At 63.1% G+C, this 15041-nt stretch carries 15 protein-coding genes; 9 read left to right on the top strand and 6 right to left on the bottom strand.

Annotated features, from left to right (window positions below; genetic code table 11):
• Positions 1 to 126: 126 nt before the first annotated feature.
• The 5 genes from ACQ5BM_RS04690 (at position 127) to rplI (ending at position 3946) form a co-directional block, all read left to right on the top strand.
• Positions 127 to 1170: an aldo/keto reductase gene (locus tag ACQ5BM_RS04690; RefSeq protein WP_429808423.1), complete on the top strand. Its 1044-nt coding sequence runs from the start codon at positions 127 to 129 to the stop codon at positions 1168 to 1170.
• Between the two features lie 301 nt (positions 1171 to 1471).
• On the top strand, positions 1472 to 1918 hold the full coding sequence (rpsF, locus tag ACQ5BM_RS04685; RefSeq protein WP_173516058.1) for a 30S ribosomal protein S6: 447 nt from the start codon (positions 1472 to 1474) through the stop codon (positions 1916 to 1918).
• Between the two features lie 26 nt (positions 1919 to 1944).
• Entirely contained in the window at positions 1945 to 2193 is a 249-nt protein-coding gene (gene rpsR / locus ACQ5BM_RS04680; protein WP_025426448.1) for a 30S ribosomal protein S18, read from the top strand.
• A 191-nt stretch (positions 2194 to 2384) separates the two neighbouring features.
• A complete protein-coding gene (locus tag ACQ5BM_RS04675; RefSeq protein ID WP_429808419.1) occupies positions 2385 to 3338 on the top strand; it encodes a DUF2232 domain-containing protein in 954 nt (317 codons plus the stop codon).
• A gap of 32 nt (positions 3339 to 3370) precedes the next feature.
• On the top strand, positions 3371 to 3946 hold the full coding sequence (gene rplI, locus ACQ5BM_RS04670) for a 50S ribosomal protein L9 (protein WP_429808416.1): 576 nt from the start codon (positions 3371 to 3373) through the stop codon (positions 3944 to 3946).
• A gap of 96 nt (positions 3947 to 4042) precedes the next feature.
• Here rplI and ACQ5BM_RS04665 read toward each other — a convergent pair whose 3' ends face one another.
• Genes ACQ5BM_RS04665 through ACQ5BM_RS04655 form a run of 3 tightly spaced genes read right to left on the bottom strand, consistent with a single transcriptional unit; the run spans position 4043 to position 7287 of the window.
• Positions 4043 to 5125: an HlyD family secretion protein gene (locus ACQ5BM_RS04665; RefSeq protein ID WP_429808413.1), complete on the bottom strand. Its 1083-nt coding sequence runs from the start codon at positions 5123 to 5125 to the stop codon at positions 4043 to 4045.
• 18 nt (positions 5126 to 5143) lie between these two features.
• On the bottom strand, positions 5144 to 6838 hold the full coding sequence (locus tag ACQ5BM_RS04660) for an MFS transporter (protein WP_429808411.1): 1695 nt from the start codon (positions 6836 to 6838) through the stop codon (positions 5144 to 5146).
• Positions 6839 to 6843: 5 nt separating this feature from the next.
• Positions 6844 to 7287 (bottom strand): MarR family winged helix-turn-helix transcriptional regulator, encoded by a 444-nt coding sequence (locus ACQ5BM_RS04655; RefSeq protein ID WP_429808408.1) that lies wholly within the window; start codon positions 7285 to 7287, stop codon positions 6844 to 6846.
• 326 nt (positions 7288 to 7613) lie between these two features.
• Here ACQ5BM_RS04655 and ACQ5BM_RS04650 point away from each other — a divergent pair, with 326 nt between their 5' ends.
• Complete coding sequence (locus tag ACQ5BM_RS04650) at positions 7614 to 9116, top strand: replicative DNA helicase (protein WP_429808405.1); 1503 nt, start codon at positions 7614 to 7616, stop codon at positions 9114 to 9116.
• Between the two features lie 101 nt (positions 9117 to 9217).
• Here ACQ5BM_RS04650 and ACQ5BM_RS04645 read toward each other — a convergent pair whose 3' ends face one another.
• From ACQ5BM_RS04645 to ACQ5BM_RS04635, 3 genes are all read right to left on the bottom strand, one after another.
• Positions 9218 to 9529 (bottom strand): AzlD domain-containing protein, encoded by a 312-nt coding sequence (locus tag ACQ5BM_RS04645; protein ID WP_429808402.1) that lies wholly within the window; start codon positions 9527 to 9529, stop codon positions 9218 to 9220.
• Positions 9526 to 10179 carry an AzlC family ABC transporter permease gene (locus ACQ5BM_RS04640; RefSeq protein ID WP_429808399.1) on the bottom strand — a complete coding sequence of 218 codons (654 nt, stop codon included), beginning with the start codon at positions 10177 to 10179 and terminating at the stop codon, positions 9526 to 9528. The genes ACQ5BM_RS04645 and ACQ5BM_RS04640 overlap by 4 nt, the downstream gene beginning before the upstream one ends.
• Positions 10180 to 10363: 184 nt before the next feature.
• Positions 10364 to 11221, bottom strand: coding sequence for an AraC family ligand binding domain-containing protein (locus tag ACQ5BM_RS04635; protein ID WP_429808396.1), 858 nt, complete (start codon positions 11219 to 11221; stop codon positions 10364 to 10366).
• A gap of 150 nt (positions 11222 to 11371) precedes the next feature.
• Between ACQ5BM_RS04635 and alr the strand changes: the two genes are divergently transcribed.
• The 3 genes from alr (at position 11372) to ACQ5BM_RS04620 (ending at position 15027) form a co-directional block, all read left to right on the top strand.
• Positions 11372 to 12511 carry an alanine racemase gene (alr, locus tag ACQ5BM_RS04630; protein WP_429808393.1) on the top strand — a complete coding sequence of 380 codons (1140 nt, stop codon included), beginning with the start codon at positions 11372 to 11374 and terminating at the stop codon, positions 12509 to 12511.
• Positions 12512 to 12668: 157 nt separating this feature from the next.
• A complete protein-coding gene (gene radA, locus ACQ5BM_RS04625; RefSeq protein ID WP_429808390.1) occupies positions 12669 to 14072 on the top strand; it encodes a DNA repair protein RadA in 1404 nt (467 codons plus the stop codon).
• A 331-nt stretch (positions 14073 to 14403) separates the two neighbouring features.
• Positions 14404 to 15027 (top strand): CvpA family protein, encoded by a 624-nt coding sequence (locus ACQ5BM_RS04620; protein WP_429808387.1) that lies wholly within the window; start codon positions 14404 to 14406, stop codon positions 15025 to 15027.
• Positions 15028 to 15041: the final 14 nt, after the last annotated feature.

Genomic DNA, 15041 nt, shown 5'->3' with positions numbered 1-15041 from the left:
TAAGTTTGCCGCCCGATGTCGTTCTGCCCTGCCACCGACGCACAGGCAAAGGCGGCCACTCCATTCCCGCGCGCGCTCCTTTCCTCCCCAAGTCGGCGCCCGCCCTTCACAAGGATACTTATCTAGATGCGCTACAACACGCTTGGCCGCACCGGCATCAAGGTCTCGGAAATCTGCCTGGGCACCATGACCTGGGGCTCGCAGAACTCCATCGCCGAGGCGCACGAGCAGCTGGATCACGCCTTCGACACGGGCGTCAATTTCATCGATACGGCTGAACTCTACCCAACGACCCCGCTCTCGCCCGAGACCTACGGCAATACGGAGCGTTTCATCGGCGAATGGCTGGCGAAGCGCGGCCGCCGCGACGACGTCGTGCTCGCGACCAAGGTCGCCGGCCCCGGCCGCCCCTATATCCGCAATGGCGATCCCACGACCCCAGAAGGCATCGAACTGGCAATCGACGCCAGCCTTCGACGTTTGAAGACGGACTATGTCGACCTCTACCAGATCCACTGGCCGAACCGCGGTCACTACCACTTCCGCAATGCCTGGTCCTACGATCCGGCCAAGCAGGACAAGGCGCATGTCGCCAGCGATCTCCGAGCGATCCTCGACAAGCTCGGCGATCTCGTGAATGCCGGTAAGGTCCGCGCCATCGGTCTCTCCAACGAAACGGCCTGGGGCACGATGAAGTTCATCGACATGGCCGAACGTCACGCCCTGCCAAGGGTCGCCTCGGTCCAGAACGAATACAATCTGCTCTACCGCGCCTATGATCTCGATCTTTCCGAGCTGTCGCATCACGAGGACGTGGGCTTGCTCGCCTATTCGCCGCTCGCAGCCGGACTGCTCAGCGGCAAGTATCTGGACGGCGCCAGACCGAAGGGCTCCCGCCTCTCGATCAACGGCGATCTCGGCGGCCGCTTCACGCCGCACCAGGAACCGGCGGTCGCCGGCTATGTGAAGCTTGCACGCGAGCACGGTATCGATCCCGCTCAGATGGCAATCGCCTTCTGCCTGACGCGTCCGTTCATGGCGTCCGTCATCATCGGCGCGACGTCGATGGATCAGTTGAAGACCAACCTCGGCGCCGCCAATCTCACTCTGTCGCAGGACGTCATGAACGGCATCCGGCGACTGCACCGTCTCTACCCCATGCCGATCTGATCGGCATGGGGCCGTCAGAGACCAGGGCGGAGTGAAAATATCCGGCGAGCCTTGCCTTCTGCGGAAAAATGCGTATAAGCGCGCTGTTCGAAATGCCCGGTCTTCTGGCTGGTGGCTGAACGGAGGGCCGGTTTCCCGCGAGGGCGCCGTCAGGAATGCAAGGCATTCCGGCCTCCCGTGTCTCCGCTCTCGACCGTCTCGATACAACACTTTCTTGCCGGCTTTTGCGAGCCCATAAGAACAGTCGTTGAGGCTTAGCCGCCGAGGTCCGGGCTGATTAACGCAAGAAAGGCAAGCCACAATGGCTCTTTATGAACACGTATTCCTGGCCCGCCAGGACATCACGCCGCAGCAGGTCGACGCTCTCGTCGAGCAGTACAAGGGCGTGCTCGAAGCGAACGGCGGCAAGGTCGGTCGCGTCGAGAACTGGGGCCTGAAGTCCCTCACCTACCGCATCAAGAAGAACCGCAAGGCTCACTACGTTCTGATGGACATCGATGCTCCGGCACCGGCTGTTCACGAAGTCGAGCGTCAGATGCGCATCAACGAAGACATCCTGCGCTACATGACGATCGCCGTCGAAAAGCACGAGGAAGGCCCGTCTGCCATGATGCAGAAGCGCGACCGCGACGACCGTCCGCGCCGCGATGGCGACCGTCCGGAGCGTGGCTTCGGCGACCGTGGTCCGCGTCCGGACCGTGGCGACCGCGAAGACCGCCCGCGTCGTCCGCGCGAAGACCGCGCGTAATCAAGAAGCTTTAGGAGATAAAGACAATGGCTGAAGTTTCTTCCGCTCCGGTTCGTCGCCCGTTCCACCGTCGCCGCAAGACCTGCCCCTTCTCGGGCGCAAACGCTCCGCGGATCGACTACAAGGACATCCGTCTGCTGCAGCGCTACATTTCCGAGCGTGGCAAGATCGTTCCTTCCCGCATCACGGCCGTTTCCCAGAAGAAGCAGCGCGAACTCGCCCAGGCGATCAAGCGTGCACGCTTCCTCGGCCTGCTGCCCTACGTCGTTTCCTAAGAACGGCTGACTCTCCGTCGGTCATCTGACTCGACGGAAACCGACTCCGGGATAAGGCGCTCCGCCGACGTGAGCGCCTTGCCCCTCCCTTCCGCGGTGGGCGCGGATCGGAACCGGTGCGAAAGCGCCAAAATCCCATGCTGGGGCCGGGCCTTTGCCATCCCCTAACTGCACGAAGCAGGACAGCGAACGTGACGAATGTGAACAGGACATCGCTGCTGACCGGCGTTCTCGCCGGCTTTACCGCCGCCCTCTTGTCGATGGGCGCGAACACGCAGTCGTCTCTTGCCATCGTCCTTTATGCCGCTTCCGCACTCCCGATCCTGATTGCCGGCCTCGGCTGGGGCAATGCCGCCGCGATTGCTGCGATCGTCAGCGCCGGCGCCACCGCCGCCGCGCTCGTCTCGCCCTATTTCGCACTGCTGATTCTCGTCGTCACGCTGATCCCCGCCGGCTGGCTCAGCCACCTCGCCAATCTCGCCCGCCCGGCTTCCGAACTCGGCGGCCCGGACGAAGCACTTGCCTGGTATCCACTGTCCGATATCCTCAGCCACCTCGCCGGCCTCGTGACCATCGGCATGATCATCGTCGGCTTCATCGTCGGCTATGGCGCCGACATCTCCGACCGCATGGTCGATATCGTCATTGAGGCGGTGAAGGCGCAGGATCCGGGCTACAATCCGGACGTAGCTGCCGTTGCCCAGATCAAGTCGCTCTTCACCCTGGCCCTGCCGCTCGTCCAGGGCGCGATCTGGGTATTGATGCTCTTTACCGCCTACTACGTCGCAACCCGCATCGTGCAGATGTCGGGCCGGTCGTTGCGCCCGCGCGAGGACATTCCTTCGACGCTGCGCATGCACCGCAACGCGATCTTCATTTTCCTCGGCGGCCTGGTCATGACCTTCCTCGGCGGCGCGCCCGCGACGATCGGCGCGCTGATCTGCGGAACCTTCGGCGCAGGCTTTCTGCTCGCCGGCTTCGCCTCCTTCCATTTCCGCACGCGCGGCAAGTCCTGGCGGCTTCCCGTGCTGTGGATCGCATACCTGTCGGTGCTCGTGTTCACGATCCCGGCATTCTTCTTCCTCCTGTCCGGCCTGATCGATACGCGACGCACCATCGCAGTCACGCCGGTGGGAAAAAACTGACCAACGAACTGAAACACTGAAAGGAAACCAACATGGAAGTCATTCTTCTCGAACGTATCGCCAAGCTCGGCCAGATGGGCGACACCGTAAAGGTTCGCGACGGCTTTGCCCGCAACTACCTCCTGCCGCTCGGCAAGGCACTGCGCGCCAACGCTGCCAACAAGGCCCGCTTCGAAGCCGAGCGTTCGACGCTCGAAGCCCGTAACCTCGAGCGCAAGTCGGAAGCCCAGGCGGTTGCCGAAAAGCTCGACGGCAAGTCCTTCATCATCGTCCGCTCCGCTGGCGAAACCGGCCAGCTCTACGGCTCGGTTGCCGCTCGCGACATCATCGAAGTGCTCGCTGCCGAAGGCTTCAACGTCGGCCGCAACCAGGTTGACCTCAACCATCCGATCAAGTCGATCGGCCTGCACAAGGTCACGCTGCACCTGCACTCGGAAGTCGAGATTTCGGTTGAAATCAATGTGGCCCGTTCGGCTGAAGAAGCCGAGCGCCAGGCCAAGGGCGAAAGCCTGACCTCGGCCGACGCCATCTACGGCGTCGACGAAGACGCTCTGAAGCCGGAAGACTTCTTCAATCCGGAAGCCGAATTCGAAGGCGAAGAAGAATAAGCCTTAGCGGCCATTCGACAGACGAAAGCCCGGGTCATCGATCCGGGCTTTTTTCTTGGTCGCTTCTTTCTACGCTTCTTCACGGAAGGCGGCAGCCTACCCCTGCGCAGCAACGGGCACGGCGTGGCCAGTCGCCTGGGTCGGCGCGTCCTTGTCGACGCGCACGACCACCGAGAGCCCGGGCGAGAGCATCTCGGCCAGCGGCTGACCGGGATCGACCACGATCCGCACGCCGACGCGCTGGGCCACCTTGGTGAAGTTGCCGGTGGCGTTGTCCGCCCTGATCACGCTGAATTCCGAACCGGCCGCCGGCGAGAAGCGCTCGATATGTCCCGTAAGTTCGCTCTTCTGCAGGGCATCGACCGCGATGGTGACGGGCTGGCCCGCCTTCATGCCGTCGAGCTGCGTCTCCTTGAAATTGGCGACGACCCACACATCGTTCGGCACCAGTGCGAGGAGTTGCGATCCCGCCGTCACATATTGCCCGATCCGCGCACCGATCTCGCCCAGCCTGCCGTCACGCGGCGCAACGATGCGTGTGTTTTCGAGATCGATGCGCGCCAGTTCGACGGCCGCTTCCGCGCCGGTCACGGCCGCTTCCAATCCTGCACGCGCGCCAAGCGTCGTCGCCAGCGCCTGCTTCGACACTTCCAGCCCGGCTTCCGCCTGGCTCACGGCGGCGTCGGCCTGCTCGAAGCCGGCGCGTGCCTGATCGGCATCGCTGCGTGTCGACACGCCCTTTTCGGCGAGCGGACGAATGCGGTCCCAGGTGGCGCGCGCCCGGTTGAAGGCCGCCTTGGCGCTGTCGAGCTGTGCTTCGCTGGCGGCGATGCCGGCCTTGGCCGACAGTTCCTGCTGATAGGAATTGGCGAGCGCCGCCTTCTGTCCGGCAAGCGTGGCTTCGGCCTGAGCCAGCTTCTGCGCATAGATGCGATCGTCAATCTTCACCAGCAATTGCCCTGCCTTGACGGTCTCGTAGTCGCGCACCGGAACGTCGGCGACGTAGCCCGAAAGCTGCGGGCTCATGATCGTGACATAGCCGCGCACATAGGCATTCTCCGTCATCTCGACGGAGCTGTGGAACGGCGGCAGCCGCCAGGCATAGAGCACAAGGGCGACACCGGCGATGCCGGCGAGAAACACAAGGATGGTCGTTGGAGAACGGAGGAACTTCGGCATGGTCGTCAACTCGATTGATCAAGCGGCCGGCATTGGCGCAGGGGCAGTCAGCCTCTGCGTGAGCCAGTTGCAGGACATGTGCAGGAGCAGGCCGGCGAGTGCGAAAAGCGCGATCACGGCGGCCAGCAGGAATGCGTCGTTATAGGCGAGTATGTAGGCTTCCCGCGTCACTTGCTGCGACAGCAGCAAGGTGCCCTCGCCGTTCAGCAGGGTCCTATCGCCCATCACCTTGCCATAGGCGGCGGAGAGCTGGTTGACGCGCTGAGCAACCAGCGGATTGGACAACACCATCTGCTCGGCCAGAATATTGGAATGGAACTTCTCGCGGATCGTGATGAAGGTCCCGAAGGCCGCGGAACCGATCAGGCTGCCGATGCTCTGGGTGAACAGGAAGATGACGATGAAGCTCAGGATGTAGCTCGGCCCCTTCGCCAGCGCCGCCTTGAAACCGCGCGCCATGGCAGGCGGCAGGAAGAGCGCAGTGCCCGAGGCGATCATCGCCTGGCTCAGATACATCTGCTCCGGCCGTGTCAGGCTCGTCGCCTGGCTGTCCATATAGGCGCCGGTCGCAAGCAGGCCGAGCGCGAGGATGTGCACGCGCTCCGCATGCTGCGGGTTCATCAGCACCGCGCAGAGCAGGCCACCGGCGATGGCCGCGGCGAGGATGATCCAATAGAGCGTTGCGACCTGTTCGAACTGGAGGCCGAGCTGCTGATAGAAATTCGCGGCGATTGCCGATTGCTCGGAGGCGACCAGGCGGAAGATCAGCAGGACCGCGGCAAAATGGATGATTTCCTTCGAGGCGATCCAGCGCACATCGATCAGCGGCACCTGGCGATGGAGCTCAATCAGCACCACGGTCGTCAGCGTCGCGATCGAGACGACCAGGAGAATGCCGAGCCAGGGCGCCTCCAGCCACCAGTAGAGACGCCCCATGGTCAGCACGACTGCGAGACAACCGAAGGCGACAGCGACGAGCAGGTAGCTCAGGATATCCATGCGCTGGATAACCTTGGCGTGCGGCACCGGCGTCAGCGGCAGCAGATAGATGATCGGCAGCGCGATCAGCGCCAGCGCCATTTCGAGCGTATAGAGCGCATGCCACTGGCCGTATTCGATGAGGGTTGGCGAGATGAGACGGGTGATCGGCGCGGAGATCGTCGTGCAGGTGAGTGCGAGCGCCAGACCGACGGTCAATTTGCGCGCCGGCGGAAAGGCCTCGAGCATATAGAGGAAGCCGAGCGTCGACATCGGTGCGGCGGCGATGCCGCTGATGAAGCGGACGACGATGGCCGAATGCAGGTCGGAAACGAAGACGTTCATCAAGGAGACGATGACGAAGCCGACGATGCTGATTTCGGCAAAGCGGCGCAGCCCATATTGAGCGCGGATCTTCACCAGGGCGATCGACAGGCTGACATTGGGCGCCATGTAGGCCGCCGACAGCCAGCCGGCCTCGACCGAAGTTGCCGAGAGCGATCCCTGAACCTGCGTCAGATTGGCCAGCGCCAGATTCATGCCCAGGCCCTGCGTCAAAAACAGAAGAACGGAACCGACCACATAGACCGCCGATAGCGCCGGGCTTTTGTCGGCTGGTGCTGGCACCGGAACCGGTGCAACAGGAGCAATCTCCTCCAGGTCGCCGGCCGCACTGATCTCCGGCGCCGGAGCATTGCGATTATCGTTTGCAGCAGCGGTCGCGACTGCGCTCATCGCCGTCACTCCCGCGCCAGTGACTGAACGTTGTCGGCGATCGCCCGCACCACCCGCTTTGTCACGGCAAGTTCGGCGGCATCAATACCTTCCAGCACTTCCGCCCGGATCTCATCGGCAAGCCTCAGGATTTCGTCCGCGACGCTGCGGCCATACTCCGTCATGTGGATCTGCTTGGCGCGCCGGTCGGAGGCCTCGACCCGCCGCTCGATGAAACCCTGCTTCTCCATGCCGTCGAGCAGGCGCACCAGCGTCGGCGTCTCGATGTCGAGCTCATCGGCCAGCTCGCGCTGGTTCAAACCATCCTTCCGGGTCAGGGCGAAGAGCGCGCGCGCCCGCGAGAGCGTCAGCCCCTTTTCCTTCACCCGAGCATCGAACACGGCCCGTAGCTTGCGATTGACCAGCGACAGGGCATCGAACAGTTCGCGGTTTACGGTGGGCTGATACATTGGTATCTTTTCCATATTACTAGCATGCTAACTATTTTGCTCCTATCTAATCCAAATGCGGCCGGTTTTCAAGATGGAGATTTGAGCGGATTAGGGAGAGGGCTACACTTCCGTAGCCCGGTTGGGTGATTCGTTCGTCAACGTCCAACTTTGTGGGAAGGCGAGATTCTACGCTTTTGTGAACCCGGCCTGTGGATCAGTCGAACAACGGGAAAAGCGCCAGACCGCGATGAGACGCTTTGCGAGTGTGTCCCCCCTGCACTTGACCCGGCTCGCGGTAGATCGCAAACCGGTTCCACACCAGACAGAGGCAGAGATAAAACGACATGAACGACGCGGCGCGAAAGCTATCCCCTATCAGCAACGATCAGGTGGACCAGCACTATCGCGAGGCGCCGAACAACCTTGAAGCCGAACAGGCTCTGCTCGGCGCGATCCTCGTCAACAACGACGCCTTTTACCGCGTCTCGGACTTCCTGAAGCCGGTGCATCTCTACGAGCCGCTGCACCGCAAGATCTTTGAGGTCGCCGGCGACATCATCCGCATGGGCAAGACCGCAAACCCGGTCACCATCAAGACCTTCCTCAAGGCCGACGAGAAGGTGGGCGACCTGACCGTCGCACAATATCTCGCGCGTCTTGCCGCCGAAGCCGTGTCGATCATCAATGCGGAAGACTACGGCCGGGCGATCTACGACCTGGCGCTGCGCCGCTCGCTGATCACCATCGGCGAGGACATGGTCAACATCGCCTATGACGCGCCGCTCGACATGCCGCCCCAGGGCCAGATCGAGGACGCCGAGCGCCGCCTGTTCGAACTCGCCGAGACTGGTCGCTACGACGGCGGCTTCCAGTCGTTCAACGATGCCGTAGCGCTCGCGATCGACATGGCGGGTGCCGCCTTCGAGCGTGACGGCAGCCTTTCCGGTATCTCGACCGGCATCCATTCGCTCGATGCCCGCATGGGCGGCCTGCAGCGCTCGGACTTGATCGTGCTTGCCGGACGTCCGGGCATGGGCAAGACCTCGCTTGCCACCAACATCGCCTACAACATCGCCGCCGCCTATGAGCCCGAAGTCCAGGCGGACGGTTCGTTCAAGGCGAAGAACGGCGGCGTCGTCGGCTTCTACTCGCTCGAAATGTCGTCCGAACAGCTCGCCACCCGTATCATCTCCGAGCAGACCGAAGTCTCCTCGTCGAAGATCCGCCGTGGTGACATTTCCGAGGCCGATTTCGAAAAGCTCGTCGCCTGCTCGCAGATGATGCAGAAGGTGCCGCTCTATATCGACCAGACCGGTGGTATCTCGATCGCCCAGCTTTCCGCCCGCGCTCGACGCCTGAAGCGCCAGCGCGGCCTCGACTGCCTGGTGGTGGACTATATCCAGCTCATGACCGGCTCGGGCAAATCCAGCGACAACCGCGTGCAGGAAATCACCCAGATCACCACGGGCCTCAAGGCGCTCGGCAAGGAACTGAACGTTCCGATCATCGCACTGTCACAGCTCTCCCGTCAGGTGGAAAGCCGAGAAGACAAGCGCCCACAGCTCTCCGACCTTCGTGAATCGGGCTCGATCGAGCAGGACGCCGACGTGGTGCTCTTCGTGTTCCGTGAGGAATACTACGTGAAGAACCTGGAGCCGCGCGACGAATTCGACCCGAAGTACGAGGAGTGGAAGATGAAGATGGAGCAGGTGAAGGGCACGGCCGATGTGATCATCGCCAAGCAGCGCCACGGACCGACGGGCACCGTGAAGCTTGCGTTCCAGTCGGAATTCACGCGCTTCGCCGACCTCGCCGATCCTTCCTTCAGCCAGTACGAAGAACACTAAAGTTCCGTGGGGGCGGCCGGAGCGGGATGGGAAAAATGTTTGCGGTTTCCCATCCCGCTCTCACTTCACAGCCAGCCGCCCAAGCGCGACGGTCTAACCTTTTACCAGGCGCCGCCCAGAACCTGACGCAACAGCGCTACCGAGACCACGCCGACGGCAACCGATGCCAACAGCGGCAGCTTGGTCGCGGCAACCGCCGTCGCGGCAGCCGCAATCGTTTCGGCTGGGCCGGTGACCAGTGCCGTCGGAGCGATAACCGCCATCAGAACCGCAGGCGGAATGGCTTCGAGGGCACGCTTCTGGTTCTCTCCGATCGTCACGGAGCGGATGAGCACGAGGCCGGCGATGCGTGTCGCGATCGTCGCGGCGGCCATGGCCAGGATCGCAAGCAGTGTGTCGAGATCGACGGTCATGCGTGGGCCTCCTTGCGTCCGCCGGAAAGCACGGCCACGACGACGCCGGCGGCGGCACCGGCCGCGATGTACCACACCCCCGGCAGCAATTGATGCGTGACCACAGCCGCACAAGCGCTTGCGGCCAGCACGGCGCCCGTTTCACGCCCCTTCCAGAACCCCATGACCAATATGATGAAAACGGCCGGGAAGGCGAAGTCGAGACCGATGACCTTCGGATCGCCAAGCAGGGCGCCAAGCATCGCGCCCGTCAGGCTCGTCAGCACCCAGGCGCAATAGAAGGGCACGGCGAGGCCGGCATACCAGGCGGGCGTCAGCCTGCCATTGCTCGCGCGCATCTCGGCCATGGCCCAGATTTCATCGGCGAGCAGCAGCATGGAGGCATAGCGCGCCGGCCCGGAGAAACCGTCGAGCTTGCTGCCGATCGAGGCGCTCATCAGCACATGGCGGATATTGACCAGCAGGGCCGAGAAGCCGAGTGCGGCCCAGGAGGCCGGGTGCGTCCAGATATCCATGGCGACGAATTGCGACCCACCGGCAAAGACCAGCGCGCTCATCAGCGTCACCTCCGCCGGCGTCAGCCCCTTGGCCGCAGCCACCGCACCGAACACCAGACCGATTGGCATGACGGCGACGATCAGCGGCGTCATCGCGATCGCCGCGGCCCGAAATTCCTGAAATGCACTTCTTACCTGCAACGTCCCTGGCTCCATTTGCGCGAAACGGAGAACGTCTAAAGGCTGGAGCGGCTTGCGTATTGAACGAAAGTGATTGCTCTCGTGAGTAAGAGCGCGATGCGGGCGGAAAGCGGCACGCATCTTTCCACATCCCGCTTTAGCCGGCGCGAAAAGCCCCGGGTGTCACACCGGTGCGCGCTTTGAAGTGGCGGCTGAAATGCGCCTGATCGGCGAAGCCGCACTGATAGGCCGCATCCACCGCCGACCAGCCATGCCTGAGCAAGGTCTTGGCAGCACGCACGCGCTTGTCGGTCAAAAAGGCATGCGGGGTGATATGAAATTCCTTGCGGAAGGCGCGGATCAGGTGCGCACGGCTAAGCCCTGCGACCTTGGCCAGCTCCTCGAGCCCGACGTCTTCAACGTAGTTCTCGATCAGATAGTCCCGCGCCCGATGCACAGCGGACTGCTCGCGCGTCTCGATCGGGGTGATGATCGTGCTGCCGTGCCTCTCGAACATCGCCGCAAGCACGCCGAACATTCTCTCTTCGGCCTCGAGCTGACCGCCCGCCAGCTCAAGCGTTCGGTGCGCGTGATGAAAGGACAAGGCAAGGTCCGCATCCTGCAGCACACGCTTCGAGAAGCACGGCGTTCCCTTGAAGGGGCGGCCGGTCACGTCCTCGATGATGTTCACCAGCAGATCGGCGCTCGGATAGACCATGCGGTAGCGATAGCCGCTGCCGCCGGGATGACCGTCGTGGATCTCGTCGGGGTTGATCAGGTAGAAGAATCCGGGGCCGGCTTCCGAGCGCTCGCCCTTGATCTTGCTGATCTGCGAGCCCGCCTCGATCGCGCCGATGCTGAAGGTCTCGTGCGCATGCGGCGCGAATTCGTGGGTGATGAATGTCGCCGTCAGGCATTCCATCCCCAAGAAACGAGCGTCCCGCCAGAAGCGCGTGCGTTCGGCGCCCTCAATCGGCGTGTCATCGATGGCCTGTTGCTGCGAAATCGTCTGCATGCGGGAATCATAGTGGTCCGAGCCGATCCCGTCTTGCACAAAAGTGCTCGGTTCCCGACACAGCCCGGGTGCACGTGCGACAGGCGAGCATTTGCGACCGTGGGCCGTTGGCTGTATTGCTTTTCGGATCGTCCACGCAGAGTGTCCGGCATGCTTCCTCCCGAATTTCTTTCCGCCTCCAACCGCCTCACCATCGATCTCGGCGCGCTTGCCGACAACTGGCGGGCGATGAATGCTCGCTCCGGCAAGGCGCGGGCGGCAGCGGTGTTGAAGGCGAACGCCTACGGGCTCGGTATCGAACATGCCGCCCCTACCCTCTATGCGGCCGGCGCGCGTGACTTCTTCGTTGCCAATGCCGAGGAAGGTGCCGAGCTGCGCCCCCTCGTTCCGGAGGGCCGTATCTACATTCTCGCCGGCATGTGGCCGGGAAACGAAGAGTTCTTCTTCGACAACGATCTCGTGCCCATCATCAATTCCGAGGAGCAGCTCGCCGTGTTCATGGCCGCGCTTTCGGAGCGCGGTGATCATCCCTGCGTCCTGCATGTCGATACCGGCATGAATCGCCTCGGCCTCTCGGTCGAGGCCGCAGTAACCCTTGCCAACGACCCGGCGCGGCCCGCAAGCTTCTCGCCCGTCTTGATCATGAGCCACCTCGCCTGCGCCGACGAACCACAGCATCCATTGAACGCCTACCAGCTCGCGCGCTTCCGCGAAGCGGCAGCCGCCTATGAGGGCGTCGATGCCAGCCTTGCCAACTCCGGCGGGGTCTTCCTCGGCGCCGACTATCATTTCGAGCTCACCCGGCCGGGCATTGCCGTCTATGGCGGCGAGGCGGTCAACGATGCCGTCAATCCGATGACGCCTGTCGTGACTGCCGAAGCCAGGATCATCCAGATTCGCGAAGTTGCCGCCGGCGGTACCGCCAGCTACGGCGCTTCCGCCCGCTTCGACAGGGACAGCCGCATCGCCACCGTCGCGGTCGGCTACGCCGACGGCTACCATCGCTCGGTTTCCGGCGGCGGCGTGACTCTGCGGCAGGCAACTCCGTCGGGGGCATTCGGCTTCCTACACGGCAAGCGCGTGCCGCATGTCGGTCGCGTCACCATGGACCTCAGCCTGTTCGACGTCACCGACCTTCCGGCAGGTGCAGCACGCCCGGGCGATTACATCGAGCTCTTCGGCCGCAACATCGCTATTGACGACATTGCGCGCGCCGGCGGTACGATCGGTTACGAACTGCTGACCAGCCTCGGACATCGCTACATCAGGAACTATGTCGGCGCAGTCTGACGCGGGTTTTCCCGCAAATTCCTTGCGGCCCTCGCTAAAATTCACCTTTTGTTCCGCGTTTCGCGGCATTATGTGACGACAAAGCTGATTCTCCTGTCACTGACGGTATCGCTCCCCGCGATCGCCGGTGGCTCTCCAGATTTCGAAAGTCGACTCGATGGCGAAAGCCCGCACACAATTCATCTGCCAGAACTGTGGCACCGTCCACACCCGCTGGGCGGGCAAATGCGAAGGCTGCGGCGAGTGGAACACCATCGTTGAGGAGGATCCGACGGCGGGCATCGGCGGCGGTCCGTCGCGCGCACCGAAGAAGGGCCGCCCGGTGGCGCTCACCACGCTTTCCGGCGATAGCGAGGATGCGCCGCGCATCCAGACCGGCATTTCGGAACTGGACCGGGTGACCGGTGGCGGCTTCGTGCGGGGCTCGGCGCTGCTCGTCGGCGGCGATCCCGGGATCGGCAAATCGACAGTGCTGATGCAGGCGGCCGCAGCACTCTCGCGCCGCAAGCACCGCGTCATCTATGTCTCCGGCGAAGAGGCCGTGGCGCAGGTGCGCCTGCGTGCGCAGCGCCTGGGCGCGGCTGACAGCGACGTGCTGCTTGCGGCCGAAACCAATGTCGAGGACATCCTCGCAACGCTCGCCGACGGCAAGCGGCCCGACCTCGTCATCATCGACTCGATCCAGACGCTCTGGAGCGACATCGTCGATTCGGCACCCGGCACGGTGACCCAGGTTCGGACCGGCGTGCAGGCGATGATCCGCTTCGCCAAACAGACGGGAACCGCCGTCGTGCTCGTCGGCCATGTCACCAAGGAGGGGCAGATTGCCGGCCCGCGCGTCGTCGAGCACATGGTCGATGCCGTGCTCTATTTCGAAGGCGACCGCGGTCACCACTATCGCATCCTGCGCACCGTCAAGAACCGCTTCGGCCCGACCGACGAGATCGGCGTCTTCGAGATGTCCGACAAGGGCCTGCGCGAAGTCGCCAATCCGTCCGAACTGTTTCTCGGCGAGCGCAACGAGAAATCGCCGGGTGCGGCTGTCTTTGCCGGCATGGAAGGCACGCGCCCTGTTCTCGTCGAAGTCCAGGCCCTCGTCGCGCCGACTTCGCTCGGCACGCCGCGGCGCGCCGTCGTCGGCTGGGACTCGGCCCGGCTGTCGATGATCCTCGCCGTACTCGAGGCCCATTGCGGCGTGCGGCTCGGCCAGCACGATGTCTATCTCAATATCGCCGGCGGTTACCGCATTTCGGAGCCGGCCGCCGATCTAGCTGTGGCTTCCGCACTGGTTTCATCGCTTGCCGGGCTTGCCCTTCCAGCAGATTGCGTCTATTTCGGCGAAGTCAGCTTGTCGGGTGCCATCCGGCCGGTTGCGCATACCGCACAACGCCTTAAAGAAGCCGAGAAACTCGGGTTCTCACAGGCGGTTCTGCCATCCGCTTCCACCGAGTTGCCGAAAAACGGCAATGGCCGATGGAGCGAAATGGAAGGTCTGCCGGATCTGGTGGCGCGCATCGCGGGATCGCGACACGCGCTGAGGCCGGCGGAGGAGGCAGACTGACGCAGCGGATGTCGCAGACCGCCCCTACTGCATAATTCCTTAAATCGGGATCGATTTAAGGACAAAATTATGCAGCAGGTCTAAGTGCTACAACGACCTTTGCGCGCCCGAAAGGACGCGCGGCGCTGTAGGGGCCGCGAAAAGCTGCGAATGCCCTACTGCATGTTTCCTTTGATCGTAGCCGATCAAAGGACAAAAACATGCAGCACATCAAAGTGGTACAGCGACCTTTGCGCGTCCAATAAGACGCGCGGTGCTGTAACATCAGGCAGGGCCGATGGCGGATAGGCTTGAGGAGACCCGGACGAACCGGGTCCGGAGTAAGGACAAAATGCCCATTACAATTCTCGACGGTATCGTTCTCGGCGTCGCCCTGTTTTCCGCAATCCTGGCCATGGTTCGAGGCTTTTCGCGCGAAGTGCTCTCGGTCGCGAGCTGGGTGGGTGCGGCCGCAGCCGCCTATTTCCTCTACCCGCAGCTTCTGCCCTACGCCAAGCAGTACACCAACAGCGATACCGTCGCATTGATCGGATCGGCGGCGGTGATCTTCCTGATCGCGCTGATCATCATTTCCTTCATCACCATGCGGATTGCCGATTTCATCATCGACAGCCGCATCGGCGCGCTCGACCGCACCCTCGGCTTCCTGTTCGGTGCCGCCCGCGGTATCCTGCTGGTCGTCGTCGCCATGCTGTTCTTCAACTGGCTCGTGGCGCCGCAGCAGCAGCCGACCTGGGTCACCCAGGCGAAATCGAAACCGCTGCTCGACAATCTCGGCAACAAGCTGATCGCGCTGCTGCCTGAAGAAGCCGACGCCACCATTCTCGACCGCCTGCGCGGCAAGGACACGACCGGCGAAGGTGAAGGCGAAGCGCCGGCGGCCACCCCCGGCCAGACACCGTCGACGACGCCCGAGCAGGCGCCTGCCGACGACGCACCGGCCACCAACGGCTGAGACAGGAACGATTT

The sequence above is a fragment of the Ensifer sp. B1-9 genome, from assembly GCF_050474445.1.
GTDB lineage: Bacteria > Pseudomonadota > Alphaproteobacteria > Rhizobiales > Rhizobiaceae > Ensifer.
This window is presented reverse-complemented; position numbering and strand designations above follow the sequence as displayed.

Excerpts from the sequence above, each read along its gene's own strand:
- ACQ5BM_RS04690 (WP_429808423.1), top strand. The coding sequence starts at position 127 with ATGCGCTACAACACGCTTGGCCGCACCGGCATCAAGGTCTCGGAAATC.
- rpsF (WP_173516058.1), top strand. The coding sequence starts at position 1,472 with ATGGCTCTTTATGAACACGTATTCCTGGCCCGCCAGGACATCACGCCG.
- rpsR (WP_025426448.1), top strand. The coding sequence starts at position 1,945 with ATGGCTGAAGTTTCTTCCGCTCCGGTTCGTCGCCCGTTCCACCGTCGC.
- rplI (WP_429808416.1), top strand. The coding sequence starts at position 3,371 with ATGGAAGTCATTCTTCTCGAACGTATCGCCAAGCTCGGCCAGATGGGC.
- ACQ5BM_RS04665 (WP_429808413.1), bottom strand. The coding sequence starts at position 5,125 with ATGCCGAAGTTCCTCCGTTCTCCAACGACCATCCTTGTGTTTCTCGCC.
- ACQ5BM_RS04660 (WP_429808411.1), bottom strand. The coding sequence starts at position 6,838 with ATGAGCGCAGTCGCGACCGCTGCTGCAAACGATAATCGCAATGCTCCG.
- ACQ5BM_RS04655 (WP_429808408.1), bottom strand. The coding sequence starts at position 7,287 with ATGTATCAGCCCACCGTAAACCGCGAACTGTTCGATGCCCTGTCGCTG.
- ACQ5BM_RS04650 (WP_429808405.1), top strand. The coding sequence starts at position 7,614 with ATGAACGACGCGGCGCGAAAGCTATCCCCTATCAGCAACGATCAGGTG.
- ACQ5BM_RS04645 (WP_429808402.1), bottom strand. The coding sequence starts at position 9,529 with ATGACCGTCGATCTCGACACACTGCTTGCGATCCTGGCCATGGCCGCC.
- ACQ5BM_RS04640 (WP_429808399.1), bottom strand. The coding sequence starts at position 10,179 with ATGACGCCGCTGATCGTCGCCGTCATGCCAATCGGTCTGGTGTTCGGT.
- ACQ5BM_RS04635 (WP_429808396.1), bottom strand. The coding sequence starts at position 11,221 with ATGCAGACGATTTCGCAGCAACAGGCCATCGATGACACGCCGATTGAG.
- alr (WP_429808393.1), top strand. The coding sequence starts at position 11,372 with ATGCTTCCTCCCGAATTTCTTTCCGCCTCCAACCGCCTCACCATCGAT.
- radA (WP_429808390.1), top strand. The coding sequence starts at position 12,669 with ATGGCGAAAGCCCGCACACAATTCATCTGCCAGAACTGTGGCACCGTC.
- ACQ5BM_RS04620 (WP_429808387.1), top strand. The coding sequence starts at position 14,404 with ATGCCCATTACAATTCTCGACGGTATCGTTCTCGGCGTCGCCCTGTTT.